This is a genomic window from Mesorhizobium sp. M0808 (assembly GCF_040320025.1).
In the GTDB taxonomy this organism is placed as follows: Bacteria; Pseudomonadota; Alphaproteobacteria; order Rhizobiales; family Rhizobiaceae; genus Mesorhizobium.
The window spans coordinates 80,121-93,132 of the sequence record NZ_JAMYOX010000001.1 but is presented as its reverse complement, the minus strand read 5'-3'; the positions used below and the strand labels follow the sequence as shown (position 1 = coordinate 93,132).

Here is a 13,012-nt window from a genome sequence, read left to right as displayed (position 1 = left end):
TTTTTGCCGAAGCGGTTTTTTTTCAGAACACCCGGAGGCCTTTCGATGACATCCACCACCCTTCTGCGTGCAGCGAGGCGGACGTTCATCGCCGGGGCCGCTGCGCTTCTGGTCGGCGCCGTTGCCGTTCCGTCGTTCGTGGCGCCGACGATGGCAGCCGACGGGCCGCCCTCGGTTGCCGATCTCGCCGCCGGCCTGCTTGGCGCCGTGGTCAACATCTCGACGTCGCAGACTGTTAAAGGCACTGAGGGGCCGGGCGCAGTGCCGATGCCGCAGCTGCCGGAGGGCTCGCCCTTCCAGGACTTCTTCGACGATTTCTTCAAGAACCGTGGCGGCGACAAGGGCGGCGGCGGGCAAAAGGTGCAGTCGCTGGGCTCCGGCTTCGTGGTCGACGCCGAGCAGGGCATCGTGGTGACCAACAACCACGTCATTGCCGATGCCGACGACATCGAGGTGAATTTCTCCGATGGGGTGACGCTCAAGGCGACGCTGGTCGGCACCGACACCAAGACCGATGTCGCGGTGCTGAAGGTCGATCCGAAAGGGCACAAGCTGACGGCGGTGAAGTTCGGCGATTCCAACACGATGCGTGTCGGCGACTGGGTGATGGCGATCGGCAATCCGTTCGGTCTCGGCGGCACGGTGACGGTCGGCATCGTCTCGGCACGCAATCGCGACATCAATTCCGGCCCGTATGACGACTTCATCCAGACCGATGCCGCGATCAACCGCGGCAATTCCGGCGGACCGCTGTTCAACAGCAGCGGCGAGGTCATCGGCATCAACACGGCAATCATCTCGCCATCGGGCGGCTCGATCGGCATCGGCTTCTCGATCCCGTCGCAGCTTGCCTCGGGCGTCGTCGACCAGCTTCGCCAGTTCGGCGAGACGCGGCGCGGCTGGCTCGGCGTGCGCATCCAGCCGGTGACCGACGACATTGCCGAAAGCCTGGGCATGGCGACCGCCAAGGGCGCGCTGGTCGCCGGCGTCATCAAGGGCGGGCCGGTCGACAACGGCACAATCCAGGCCGGCGACGTCATCATCAAATTTGACGGCAAGGACATCCATGAAATGCGCGACCTGCCGCGCGTCGTGGCGGAGAGCCCGGTCGGCAAGGCGGTCGACGTGATCATCGTGCGCAAAGGGGTCGAGCAGACCGTCAAGGTGACGCTCGGCCGGCTCGAGGACGGCGAAAAGCTTGCCAGCGGCGGTGAAAACGGCAACACCGACCAGGACGATGCCGACAAGGCGCCTGCGGTTTCGACGGCTGCCGTGCTCGGCATGACGATCGGCGAGCTCAATGAGGAGACGCGCACGAAATTCGGCATCGCCACCGATGTCTCCGGCGTCGTCGTGACGGACGTCGCCAAGGATTCGGCGGCAGCCGAACGCGGCATCCAGCCGGGCGAGGTGATCACCGAGATCGCGCAGGAATCGGTCGCCACGCCCAAGGACGTCATGGACCGGATCGGCGCGCTGAAGGAGCAGGGGCGCAAGAACGCGCTTTTGATGCTGGCGTCGAAGACCGGCGAGTTGCGGTTCGTTACGATCCGGATGGATTGAGTCCGGAAGAGCCTGCAACGCTCTGATGTTAAAAGGAAAAGGGCGGCTAGCGGGCCGCTCTTTTTCTTGCCTGCCAGTCTGTGCGTGACAGCCTGTAGAAGACATGTCGCCTGAGTGCGGTGTGGCTGTCCGGAACACCGGGATGGTCGAAGTCGGAGGCGGGGTCGGCGATCATGCCCAGGCGCTCCATGACGGCAGTGGACCGGCTGTTATCCTTGACTGCGAAGGACACGATTTCGTCGAGGCCAAGTCTTTCAAAGCCATAGGTGAGCCAGGCTTCGGCTGCTTCGGTGACATAGCCGCGGCCCCAGAATTCGGGTGCCAGCCGCCAGCCGATCTCGATCGTGCCGGGCGGCAGGAATGGCAAATGATCGGTTCGGGTTATGCCGACGAAGCCGATGCATTCACCTGTGGCTGCGATCTCAGCGGCCGCGAAGCCGAAGCCGTCGCGATCGATAGCCGCGCGCAACTCCTCCATCTTGGCGTCCGACTGGGCACGGTCGCGCCGAAACGGAAAGAATTCCATGACGCGCTCGTCGGAATTGATGCGATGGAAGAGCTCGCGGTGACGATCTCCCCAGTTGCGCAGGATCAGGCGCTCGGTGCGGATCGGCGTCATTCGAAAAATTCCTCCCGGCGATAACCCTGCAGATAAAGCAAGGCGGTGAGGTCGCCGTGGTCGATGCGGATCTTTGCCTCGGCTGCCACGGCCGGCTTGGCATGCAAGGCGACGCCGATGCCGGCAAGACGGATCATGTCGAGATCGTTGGCGCCGTCGCCGACGGCAATGGCATCGGCAGGCGTCAGGCCGAGGCGGGCGGAAATCTCGATAAGGGCTTCGGCCTTGGCGGCGCGGCCGAGGATCGGTTCGGCGACCAAGCCGGTGAAGCGGCGATCCTGCTCGATCAGCCGGTTGGCGCGATTTTCGTGAAAGCCGAGCAATGTTGCGATGCGGGTGGTGAAGATGTCGAAACCACCGGAGATCAGCGCAGTCCAGGCGCCATTGGCCGCCATTGTCTGGACGAGCGTGCGGCCGCCGGAGGCTAGCGTCAGGCGATTGTCGATGATGCGGTCGATGATTACGGCATCGAGACCCTTGAGCAGCGCCACGCGCTCGCGCAAGGCCGGCTCGAATGCGATCTCGCCGTTCATCGATCGCGCCGTGATGGCGGCGACCCGATCCTTGACGCCGATCTCGTCGGCAAGCTCGTCGATGCATTCCTGGTCGATCATCGTCGAATCCATGTCGGCGATCAGGATCTTCTTGCGCCTGTTCTCAGCCGGCTGGACGGCCACGTCGATCGGTTCGGAAGCAAGCGCGGCCTGCAGGCGCGCCGTTATTTCGGAAGCGTCGGCGGTCTCCGGCAAGTCGAGTTCGCAGGCGATGCCTTCGGCCAGCCAGCGAACAGCGCTTGCGCCGACCGACCGCGAGGCCATATTCGCTAGCGTCGGCGTCAATGCGCGGCCGGCGGGATGGGATAGAAGCGTGGCGATCAGCGGCATCGAAAATTCCAGCGGACAGGCGGGCGAAGGCCGCGTGAAGAACGCGATCCTGATAGCCGGGCCGACCGCCAGCGGCAAGTCGGCGCTCGCACTCGACCTCGCCGAGCGCAATGGCGGTGTCATCGTCAACACCGATTCCATGCAAGGCTATTCGGTGCTCGACGTGCTGACGGCGCGGCCTGGTCCTGCCGAACTCGCCCGCGTCCCCCACTTTCTTTATGGACACGTTGATCCGTCCACCGCCTATTCCACCGGCGCCTGGTTGCGTGATGTCACGAAGCTGATCGACGACGGCACGCTCTCGGAGCGGCCAGTGATTTTCGTCGGCGGTACCGGGCTTTATTTCCGGGCGCTCACGGAAGGTATCTCGGAGATGCCCGACATTCCGAAGTCGATCCGCGATCGCTGGCGCTACGAGCTCCAGGAACAAGGCGCAGTGAGATTGCACCGCATCCTGCTGCGCGAGGATTCTGCGGCCGGCATGATGCTGAAGCCGACGGATGGCCAGCGCATCGTGCGGGCGCTGGAGGTGCTCGACGCGTCGGGGCGTTCCATCCTGGACTGGCAGGCCGCGCGTGGCCGGCCGTTGATCGACAGGAGCAGCGCGCGCTTTTTCGTCATCGAGCCGGAGCGAGCGGCGCTGGTGGAGCGGATCGATGCTCGCTTCGACCGCATGCTGGACAAGGGGGCACTGGACGAGGTGAAACAGCTTTCAGCGCTCGGCCTCGATCCCGACCTGCCGGCGATGAAAGCAATCGGTGTTCGCGAGCTTCAGGCCGCGCTGGCCGGCGCCTTCAGTTTTCCCGAGGCCATCGAGCGCGCGAAAATCGCGACGCGGCAATATGCCAAACGGCAGGCGACCTGGTTCAGGCACCAATTGGGCCCGGAATGGCAGAGATTGCGTCCTGGTGAGGGGATCGACTCGATGCTCTCACTCCCTCCTTCGAGCGCAACCTGAAAAGTCGACACCGAGGGGACATTTCGCGTTGAAGTTGTCCAGGTTAACTGTCCGTAAGTTCCCGCATGCCATAAGATCCTTACGAACTTTCCAACGGGGAGCAGATGCGTTTCCACAAGGCGGAATCAGCCTTTTTCGTCTTTATTTTTGTGATCCTGGCCGCCGGCCTGGTGACGCTTTACGCCTATGGGCTCCTGCAAACCCTGGCCGCCGACATTAGCAATACGCCTTCGGAACTCGATGAAATCGTCTATCTCAACAAGCTGCTGTTTGCGACGGGCGTGCTCCTGGCGACTGCGCTGTTCTTCGGCATTTTCTTCATCTACCCGCTGATCCGAAAGCAGGCGACGGAAGAAGGCAAGCTGCGCGCCATGACCGTTTCGCTCAGCGCGCGTTCGGAGACGCTAGAGCATGCGGCGCTCACCGACAGCCTCACCGGCATGCAGAACCGGCGTTATTTCGACGATGCGCTGAAGGAATATCTCGAAGAGTTCCGTCGCATCGAGAAACCAGTAGGGCTGATGATCCTCGACCTCGACCATTTCAAGCAGGTCAACGACAGCCACGGCCACGATGTCGGCGACGAGGTGTTGCGGGCGGTCGCCAACTGTCTCAAGGACATGACACGCTATCACGACGTGGTGGCGCGCCTGGGCGGCGAGGAGTTCGCGGTGGTCACGCCCAATATGGACGCCGAGCTGCTATCCAAATTCGCGGAGCGCATCCGCAAGGCGATCGCCAACATGTCGGTGCTGACGGGCAATGTCCGACTGAAAATCACCACCAGCGTCGGGCTTGCCGTCTGGGATCGTAAGGAAACCGCCGAGGAGTTCTATCGCCGCGCCGATCGCCAGCTCTATGAGGCGAAGAGGCAAGGGCGCAACCGCGTCTGTGCCTGAAATTCCGTCATTGAATTCGTGATGCCGGCCGTCTGGTATCGTTTTCTGCGTTTCCGGTGCACGCAGACCGACATCACCCAGTCAAGCTGAGATGCTGCCTTTGCGGGGCTTGCCGGAAATAGAGGTGTTGCCGTGACTAAATCCGATCTCTCCGGTCTTTACCGAGGCTATATTGCATGCCTGAACAAGCAGGATTGGCCAAATCTGGGGCGGTTTGTTCATGATGAAGTGACCCACAACGGTCGCAAGCTCGGATTGTCCGGCTATCTCGAAATGTTGGTGAGAGACTTCGACGAAATTCCGGACCTTTACTTCGACATTCAGCTATTGGTTGCCGATCCGCCTTATGTAGCGAGCCGGCTAAGCTTCGACTGCGCGCCAAGGGGAACGTTCCTTGGGCTCGATGTAAGCGGGAAGAGAATTTCGTTTGCCGAGAACGTATTTTATGAGTTTCAGAGAGGGAAAATTCGCCAGGTGTGGTCAGTTATAGACAAGACAGCCATCGAAACTCAGCTTTGATATCTGCGAGCGCTGCCTAAAAGTCGCTCGGCTCAATCATTCTGGGGGACGCAGGCCGAAGGTCGCCGGCTTGAGGCCGTAGCGCAAGTCGAAATCGTCGTTTCGCTGGGTGCGTGCGGCCGACGGCTTGCGATAGTCCGAATCGCCGGCCTGCCGGCCCGGATCGACGACTTCCGCGAAAGGCATTGCCTGCTGTGATTTCGGCACGTTGCGCAGCCGTTCGACGATCGCCACGAGGTCGACCTCGTCGCCGGTTTCGGACTGCAAGGCGTCCGCGCGCTTGGCGGTGCCGGGGATCAAATCCTCGGAGAGCTTTTCGAACTTCATCCGCATCGTCGTCGCCACGCCTTCCCCGAAGGCAATGGCCTCGCGCTGGCCCATGGAAGACAGGAACGCCAGCGTCGAAGCCGAGGAGTCGGCGATCGCCGAGCGGATGATCGCCTGGTCCTGCTCGTTGGCGAGCCGCATGGCAAAGAACGTCGAGCACTGCGACAGGATGGTCGGGTCGAGTTCGCCCGGGCGCTGGGTGACGACGCCGAGATAACAGCCATATTTGCGGCCTTCCTTGGCGATGCGCGACAGCGCGTGCCGCGTCGGCGCGAAACCGAGGCGCGGATCGGCCGGCATATAGCGATGCGCTTCCTCGCACAGGAAGAGCAGGCGCAGGCGGCCTTCGCTCCACAACGCCAGGTCGAAGGCCAGCCGCGCCAGCACCGAGCATACGGAATTGACCACCTCGGACGGCATGCCGGCCATTTCGAAGCAGGTCACAGGGCGGCCGTGATGCGGCACGCGGAAGATGTTGCCGATCGTCTCGTGGATGGTGTCCTCGATCAGGCGCGAGTTGAACATGAAACGGTAGCGCGGATCGGATGCCGCCGATTCGATACGTGTCTTCAGTGACCTGAGGGTCGGGCGATCGTTCTTGCTTTCCAGCAATCCCATGCGTTCGTCGACCAGCTTGATGAGGTCGGCAATGCGATAGGGCACTGGCGCGTCGGCGGTCAGCGCATCGGTGCTGCGCCGTAGATAGTTGCCGGAGTTCGGATTGCGGTAGAGATTCTTGGCCGCGGGAATGAGATCGCGCAAGGCGTCGACCTCTTCCGGAACCGTCTCGCGGCCGCGAAACAGCACCTCGGCAAATTCCTCGAGCTTGAACATCCAGAAGGGCAGGTCGAGCGTCGTCGAATCGACCCTGAGGCAATATTCGGGCAACGACGCCGCGAACTCGTTGTGTGGATCGAGGATGAGCACGCGCAGGTCGGGCCGGGCGGCGATCGATTTGCGCAAGAGCAGCGACACGGCGGTCGATTTGCCAACCCCGGTGGTGCCGACAATGGCGAAATGGCGCGCCAGCGTATCGTCGATGGCGATATTGGCGTCGATGGCCTCGTCCTGCGACAGCGTGCCGATGGTGATCGAATGACGACCGGCGAGATCGTAGACGGCCTGCAGGTCGCGGCTGCGGATACGATGGGCAATGGCGCCGATATGCGGGTAGGTTGTGATGCCACGGTCGAAGATCGGCTTCGCGCCGGGTTCAGCACCGTCGCGCACCTCGCCGATCAATTCGATGCTGACCTCGATCGGATTCTGGCCCTCGCTGCTCCAGGCACGATCCGACTTGCCGATTTCGTAGACCAGGCCGACGGTTCGTGACGCGCCGAGATTGATCGAGATCATCTTGCCGACGCTCCACAGGCCGGTGACCGTGCCTTCGATATCGTCGGCATAGGCGCTGATGGTGGCGCGCGCGCCGTCGCATTGCACGACATTGCCCAGAATGCGCTTGTCGTTCTGCTCCGCCCTGCGGCGCTCCAGCAAAGTCGGTTCCCCGATGGAGGCTTCGCGTTCAACGAGCATGGACACGCCGATCCCTTTTCCCAAGCGATGAGTCTAGGCGAACGGGGTTAAGGTGGGATGAGGCCGGATGGTTTAGCGGACATTAAGGAGTTTGCGAAAAATGGATGAAACGGCCGTTGCTCCGTAGAAAAATTTCGATATATTGGATTAATGGATGATATAGCGAACGACATCTCCTCGACCATCGGCAGAAGAATACATGCCGAAAGAGTGGCTCGAGGCTGGTCCCTGGCAGAGCTGGCGGAGCGGTCCGATGTTTCGAAAGCCATGCTGAGCACGGTGGAACGCGGCATGACCAGCCCGACGGCGGCACTCCTTGTGCGCATTGCGGCCGCCTTCGGCATGACGCTGTCCACATTGATCGCAAGGGCGGAATTGCAGGGCGGTGGCCTGCTTCGCGAACGTGACCAGCCGCTCTGGCGCGATCCGGCTACGGGTTATGTGCGTCGGCATCTTTCGCCGGTCTCCGACATACCCCTCGAACTGATCCGGATCCAGTTGCCGGCCGGCGCCAAGGTAAGTTTCCCGGCGGCGTCCTATGCCTTCATCAGGCAACAGATATGGCTGATCTCCGGGGGGCTGGAATTCACCGAGGGGGACATCGTTCACCGGCTCGAACCGGGCGACTGCCTGGCGCTCGGCGCGCCATCCGATTGCGTCTTTCACGCTCCGGGGCCGGACGCCGCCGACTATCTGGTTGCGTTGGCCAGGAGCTGAGGTGAAGGCGCGCCGTCCGAAACGCTCCGACAATGGCGGTCCGCCGCTCGACGACTATAACGGTCCGCCCTGGGGCAAGGGTGAGCCCTATGTGTTTCTTGCCTGGCGGACCGCCCATGCCCAGGCGTGGAAAGCGCCAAGCCGCGAGATCATGCTGATGCGGCTGGACAAGGCCGAGCGGCTGGGCCTGACCTATGAGGAATACACGCTCGAACTGCTGGAACGCGGGCGACATCTGCAAGAGGAAGACGCCGATCGCATCGCGGAAATCCGGCGGGCCAGGAAGCGGAAGCGGACCAGTCATTTCGATTGACGGACGGCGCAGGGGAACCACATGAGTTCGATCGAAATCAGACCACTCAGCAATACTGACGGAACGCAAAAAATGCTGGCGGATCTGCTGATCGGGACAGTCGCTGCCGGCGGCTCGGTCAGCTTCATGCATCCGCTGGCGCCGGAGATGGCCGCGGCCTTCTGGAACAGGTCGCTTCATGCGGCCGCCAGAGGCGAAAGGGCGGTGCTTGGGGCCTGGAACGGCGAGGCTCTGGTCGGCACCGTCACCTTGCTGCTCGACTGCCCTCCCAACCAGCCGCACCGGGCCGAGATCGCCAAACTGATGACCCGCCTCGATTATCGCGGCAAGGGCATCGCAACCCGCCTGATGGAGGCGGCGGAAGCCGTTACCGTGGAGAAAGGCCGCACGCTGTTGGTCCTCGACACGGCAAAAGAGGAGGGGGCTTCCGGCCTCTATGAAAAGCTCGGCTTCACGCTGGCCGGCGAAATACCGGATTATGCGCTGAAGCCGCATGGCGGGCTGACAGGCACCCTCATCTACTGGAAACGCGTCGGCCGGACACGGTGATGGCGACAACGATGCACCTTTGCAACACCCGTCAGACCATCGCGGGCATGGAAAGAATGGCTCTTGCGTCAAATTGGCGGCGAGCTTAGAGAAGCCGCCCATTCTGATCCGTCGTCCTGAAAGGAGACCTGTCAATGACCCGGCGATCCAGATCGACACATTCCGTGCCGACGCTGGAATTGCGTGCGGCCGACAGGGTTCCAATCAGGAAGAACGGCCATGGCAAAGTCCATGATCCAGCGCAGGCAGGATGCCGAGCGCGAACGCATTGAAGCATATGCCGTAACGCTGCGGCGGGTTTTTCCCGTCCCGCGTCCCGCTCCGGATTTCGAGCGGGCGCTCGACGAGGCACGTCGGGGCTTTGCCGGCATGGCGATCCGCGACGGCGCGCTGTGGCGTCCAATGCTGAAGACGCGCGACCCCGCGCGGCTGCGGCTGGCCGCGGCGCGTCATCTCTATGCGCGCTACCCGGTTACAGCCGCGCTCGAGGGGATCTGGCTGGACAGCTCGGGGTTGAATGCCGGCGAGATTACGCTTCGCAAGGCTTGGCATATCGCAGTGGCGCGTGGTGACTCGCTTTACAAGGCGGGCGCCCGTGCGTGGCTGTCTCGCAAGGAGGTGCATTGCTTCTTGAACTTGCCCAGCGATTTCACGTTCGACGAGGCATTTTGGGTGGCGATCGCCCGGTCCTACACGGATGATTCCGGATTGGCGGCCCGACTTGCCAAGTCGAAAATCGCGCGCACGCCACGTAACGATCTGGCCTTCTGGCGCGAGGTGACACGGTTCTTCTGCGGGCAACCCGCGTCGAAGGAGGAGATCGACGATCTATGCGACTATATCGGCGCCGTGCACCAGCGCGATGCGGCGTACAGCCTGAAGGGTCGCACGCTCGCCTCGCTGCGTCGGCAGATGCTGGAATGGCATCGAGACATTGCCGCGATCGAACGCATCGAGGCAATGCGCCGCCGCGCTGCCGGGCGGGCCACGCGTACTGCCGGGACGCAGTCGCAGGGTCGCGCCTGGGACGGCTCGTGCCTCGACGACTGGGACTGGCAGCCGTCGACCAAAGAGGCAAAGGCGCATGGCGAGCGTTTCTTCGTCCGTCAGTTGAGGACAGCCGAGGATCTGGTCGCCGAGAGCCGGGCGATGCATCATTGCGTCTCGATATACGCGGCCAAATGCATCGCCGGCAATGCCTCGATCTGGGTGCTGCGGCGCTCGGCGCTCGGCAAGATCGAGCGGTTGCTGACGATCGAACTCGACCCGCAAAACCGTGCGGTGCAGGTGCGCGGATTCGGCAATCGTCTCGCCTCGCTCGAGGAGCGCAAGATCATCGAGCGCTGGGCCAAGGCGAGGGGTGTGGTGCTCTGCGCCTGAAACGGAACACCCGCGCGGCGGAAAGGCGGCGCGGGTGCACAATGGGCGGATGTGCCGACGTCAGGCCAAGTGCACATTCGCCGTTGACAGCGGCGTCAAACCAATTCTATTGTCCGCCACCATGAAAAAGGCACTCATTCTCGTAGGAAAGCGCGTGGGCAAGGCGGTGTAACCGCCGGGCGATGACCTCCCATGCGCAAGACACAGGCTCCCTCGGGGGCCTTTTTTATTGCCCGAAACACGACTAAACGACGAGCAATCGCCAGATGGCGAACAGTACGGGACCAGAACGATGAGCAGTGGACAGAATGAGCGGCGCGAAATGCCAAGAACTGAAATGCCAAGGAGCGAAATGACGGGCGCCGAAATGGTGGTGCAGGCGCTGAAGGACAATGGCGTCAAGCATGTTTTCGGCTATCCGGGCGGCGCGGTTCTGCCAATCTACGATGAAATCTTCCAGCAGGACGAGGTCGAGCACATCCTCGTCCGCCACGAGCAGGGCGCGGGCCACGCGGCGGAAGGCTATGCGCGCTCGACCGGCAAGGCCGGCGTCATGCTGGTGACCTCGGGGCCGGGCGCCACCAATGCGGTGACGCCATTGCAGGACGCGCTGATGGACTCGATCCCGCTGGTCTGCCTGACCGGCCAGGTGCCGACTTCGCTGATCGGCTCCGATGCGTTCCAGGAGTGCGACACGGTCGGCATCACGCGGCCCTGCACCAAGCACAACTGGCTGGTGAAGGACGTCAACGAGCTCGCGGCAACAATCCACGAGGCCTTCCATGTGGCAACGACAGGGCGCCCCGGTCCGGTCGTCGTCGACATCCCGAAGGACGTTCAGTTCGCCAAGGGCATCTATGTCCCGCCGCAGACGGCGCCGCGCACTAGCTACCAGCCGAAGGTCCAGGGCGATCTGGAGAAGATCAAGGCGGCGGTCGAGCTGATGGCGGCTGCCCGGAAGCCGATCATCTATTCGGGCGGCGGCGTCATCAATTCCGGCCCGGAGGCGAGTCATCTGCTGCGCGAGCTGGTCGACCTCACCGGCTTTCCGATCACCTCGACGCTGATGGGCCTCGGCGCCTATCCGGCATCGGGCAAGAACTGGATGGGCATGCTCGGCATGCACGGCACCTATGAAGCGAACATGGCGATGCACGATTGCGACGTCATGCTCTGCATCGGCGCGCGCTTCGACGACCGTATCACCGGGCGACTGACGGCGTTTTCGCCGAATTCGAAGAAGATCCACATCGACATCGACCCGTCTTCGATCAACAAGAACGTCCACACCGACGTGCCGATCATCGGCGATGTCGGGCGCGTGCTGGAGGATCTGGTGCGGCTGTGGCGGGCAACCGCCAAGGCCGACAAGAAGGCGCTTCACCCGTGGTGGGAGCAGATTGCCAAATGGCGCGCGCGCGATTCGCTCGCCTACAAGATGAACCACGAGGTGATCATGCCGCAATATGCCGTCCAGCGGCTCTATGCGCTGACCAAGGACCTCGACACCTACATCACCACCGAGGTCGGCCAGCATCAGATGTGGGCGGCACAGCACTATCATTTCGAGAAGCCGAACCGCTGGATGACCTCTGGCGGACTGGGCACGATGGGCTACGGCCTGCCGGCCGCGCTCGGCGTGCAGATCGCGCACCCGGATGCGCTGGTCATCGATATCGCCGGCGACGCCTCGGTGCAGATGACGATGCAGGAGATGAGCGCCGCGGTGCAGCACGAGGCGCCGATCAAGATCTTCATCCTCAACAACCAATATATGGGCATGGTGCGGCAGTGGCAGCAGCTGCTGCACGGCAACCGGCTGTCGCACTCCTACACCGAGGCGATGCCGGATTTCGTCAAGCTCGCCGAAGCCTATGGCGGCCACGGCATTCGCTGCGACAAGCCGGACGAGCTCGACGACGCCATCAAGGAGATGATAGCGGTCAAGAAGCCCGTCCTGTTCGACTGCCGCGTGGCGACGCTCGCCAACTGCTTCCCGATGATCCCGTCCGGCAAGGCGCATAACGAGATGCTGTTGCCGGACGAGGCGACGGACGAAGCTGTGGCCAACGCTATCGACGCCAAGGGCAGGGAACTGGTGTAGCCTGGTTCAAGGAAGCTGTGCGAAAACAGCAGATTAGCGCAAAAGTTTGAAATCGAGATTGATGTCATGAACGCACAGTTGCAACCGACCGGCTCCGCCTATTTCATCGCCAAGGAGACGGAAAAACCAGAGAACCACACGCTTTCGGTCCTGGTCGACAACGAGCCGGGCGTGCTTGCGCGGGTCATCGGCCTGTTTTCCGGACGTGGCTACAACATCGAGAGCCTGACGGTCTCGGAAACCGAGCACGAAAAGCACCTGTCGCGCATCACCATCGTGACGCGCGGCACGCCGCACGTGCTGGAGCAGATCAAGCACCAGCTCGAGCGCATCGTGCCGGTGCACCGCGTCGTCGATCTCACCGTGCGGTCGCAGGAATTCGGACAGGAGCGGCCATTGGAGCGGGAACTCGCGCTGGTCAAGGTCGCCGGCACCGGCGAAGCCCGCGTCGAGGCGCTCCGGCTCGCCGATGCATTCCGCGCCAGCGTCATCGATGCCAACACCGAGCATTTCATCTTCGAGATCACCGGCAAGGGCTCCAAGCTCGATCAGTTCATCGCCATCATGAAACCGCTCGGGCTGGTTGAAATCTGCCGTACCGGAGTGGCGGCGATGAACCGCGGCCCGCAAGGGATGTGATCATA

At 62.6% G+C, this 13,012-nt stretch carries 13 protein-coding genes; 10 read left to right on the top strand and 3 right to left on the bottom strand.

Going from position 1 to position 13,012, the window contains the following annotated elements; genetic code table 11:
- Positions 1–45: 45 nt before the first annotated feature.
- The gene (locus tag NKI25_RS00470) at positions 46–1,563 is read left to right on the top strand and encodes a DegQ family serine endoprotease (RefSeq protein ID WP_023676691.1); all 1,518 of its coding nucleotides are present in this window, start codon (positions 46–48) and stop codon (positions 1,561–1,563) included.
- A gap of 46 nt (positions 1,564–1,609) precedes the next feature.
- Here NKI25_RS00470 and NKI25_RS00465 read toward each other — a convergent pair whose 3' ends face one another.
- Complete coding sequence (locus NKI25_RS00465; RefSeq protein WP_352997750.1) at positions 1,610–2,182, bottom strand: GNAT family N-acetyltransferase; 573 nt, start codon at positions 2,180–2,182, stop codon at positions 1,610–1,612.
- Positions 2,179–3,066 carry a phosphoserine phosphatase SerB gene (gene serB / locus NKI25_RS00460; protein ID WP_352997748.1) on the bottom strand — a complete coding sequence of 296 codons (888 nt, stop codon included), beginning with the start codon at positions 3,064–3,066 and terminating at the stop codon, positions 2,179–2,181. Before serB ends, NKI25_RS00465 begins: the two co-directional genes overlap by 4 nt.
- Between serB and miaA the strand changes: the two genes are divergently transcribed.
- The 3 genes from miaA (at position 3,056) to NKI25_RS00445 (ending at position 5,442) form a co-directional block, all read left to right on the top strand.
- The gene (gene miaA, locus NKI25_RS00455; RefSeq protein WP_352471648.1) at positions 3,056–4,024 is read left to right on the top strand and encodes a tRNA (adenosine(37)-N6)-dimethylallyltransferase MiaA; all 969 of its coding nucleotides are present in this window, start codon (positions 3,056–3,058) and stop codon (positions 4,022–4,024) included. The genes serB and miaA overlap by 11 nt on opposite strands.
- Before the next feature lie 104 nt (positions 4,025–4,128).
- Positions 4,129–4,923 (top strand): GGDEF domain-containing protein, encoded by a 795-nt coding sequence (locus tag NKI25_RS00450; RefSeq protein ID WP_023676688.1) that lies wholly within the window; start codon positions 4,129–4,131, stop codon positions 4,921–4,923.
- A gap of 132 nt (positions 4,924–5,055) precedes the next feature.
- Positions 5,056–5,442 carry an ester cyclase gene (locus NKI25_RS00445; RefSeq protein WP_023676687.1) on the top strand — a complete coding sequence of 129 codons (387 nt, stop codon included), beginning with the start codon at positions 5,056–5,058 and terminating at the stop codon, positions 5,440–5,442.
- Positions 5,443–5,478: 36 nt separating this feature from the next.
- On the opposite strand, the gene NKI25_RS00440 is transcribed toward NKI25_RS00445, so the two are convergent.
- Entirely contained in the window at positions 5,479–7,305 is a 1,827-nt protein-coding gene (locus tag NKI25_RS00440) for an ATP-binding protein (protein WP_352589577.1), read from the bottom strand.
- A gap of 150 nt (positions 7,306–7,455) precedes the next feature.
- Here NKI25_RS00440 and NKI25_RS00435 point away from each other — a divergent pair, with 150 nt between their 5' ends.
- The 6 genes from NKI25_RS00435 to ilvN all read left to right on the top strand — a co-directional run bounded on the left by NKI25_RS00435 (position 7,456) and on the right by ilvN (position 13,007).
- On the top strand, positions 7,456–8,022 hold the full coding sequence (locus NKI25_RS00435; RefSeq protein WP_352589580.1) for a helix-turn-helix domain-containing protein: 567 nt from the start codon (positions 7,456–7,458) through the stop codon (positions 8,020–8,022).
- 1 nt (position 8,023) lies between these two features.
- On the top strand, positions 8,024–8,335 hold the full coding sequence (locus NKI25_RS00430) for a hypothetical protein (protein WP_352570433.1): 312 nt from the start codon (positions 8,024–8,026) through the stop codon (positions 8,333–8,335).
- 21 nt (positions 8,336–8,356) lie between these two features.
- Entirely contained in the window at positions 8,357–8,884 is a 528-nt protein-coding gene (locus NKI25_RS00425) for a GNAT family N-acetyltransferase (protein ID WP_352589584.1), read from the top strand.
- Positions 8,885–9,103: 219 nt separating this feature from the next.
- Positions 9,104–10,264: a PcfJ domain-containing protein gene (locus NKI25_RS00420; RefSeq protein WP_352589586.1), complete on the top strand. Its 1,161-nt coding sequence runs from the start codon at positions 9,104–9,106 to the stop codon at positions 10,262–10,264.
- 352 nt (positions 10,265–10,616) lie between these two features.
- Positions 10,617–12,368, top strand: a complete 1,752-nt coding sequence (locus NKI25_RS00415) for an acetolactate synthase 3 large subunit (RefSeq protein WP_352620207.1) — start codon at positions 10,617–10,619, stop codon at positions 12,366–12,368.
- A gap of 66 nt (positions 12,369–12,434) precedes the next feature.
- Positions 12,435–13,007, top strand: coding sequence for an acetolactate synthase small subunit (gene ilvN / locus NKI25_RS00410; protein WP_023676680.1), 573 nt, complete (start codon positions 12,435–12,437; stop codon positions 13,005–13,007).
- Positions 13,008–13,012 lie beyond the last annotated feature (5 nt).

Excerpts from the sequence above, each read along its gene's own strand:
- NKI25_RS00470 (WP_023676691.1), top strand. The coding sequence starts at position 46 with ATGACATCCACCACCCTTCTGCGTGCAGCGAGGCGGACGTTCATCGCC.
- NKI25_RS00465 (WP_352997750.1), bottom strand. The coding sequence starts at position 2,182 with ATGACGCCGATCCGCACCGAGCGCCTGATCCTGCGCAACTGGGGAGAT.
- serB (WP_352997748.1), bottom strand. The coding sequence starts at position 3,066 with ATGCCGCTGATCGCCACGCTTCTATCCCATCCCGCCGGCCGCGCATTG.
- NKI25_RS00450 (WP_023676688.1), top strand. The coding sequence starts at position 4,129 with ATGCGTTTCCACAAGGCGGAATCAGCCTTTTTCGTCTTTATTTTTGTG.
- NKI25_RS00440 (WP_352589577.1), bottom strand. The coding sequence starts at position 7,305 with ATGCTCGTTGAACGCGAAGCCTCCATCGGGGAACCGACTTTGCTGGAG.
- NKI25_RS00435 (WP_352589580.1), top strand. The coding sequence starts at position 7,456 with ATGGATGATATAGCGAACGACATCTCCTCGACCATCGGCAGAAGAATA.
- NKI25_RS00425 (WP_352589584.1), top strand. The coding sequence starts at position 8,357 with ATGAGTTCGATCGAAATCAGACCACTCAGCAATACTGACGGAACGCAA.
- NKI25_RS00420 (WP_352589586.1), top strand. The coding sequence starts at position 9,104 with ATGGCAAAGTCCATGATCCAGCGCAGGCAGGATGCCGAGCGCGAACGC.
- NKI25_RS00415 (WP_352620207.1), top strand. The coding sequence starts at position 10,617 with ATGACGGGCGCCGAAATGGTGGTGCAGGCGCTGAAGGACAATGGCGTC.
- ilvN (WP_023676680.1), top strand. The coding sequence starts at position 12,435 with ATGAACGCACAGTTGCAACCGACCGGCTCCGCCTATTTCATCGCCAAG.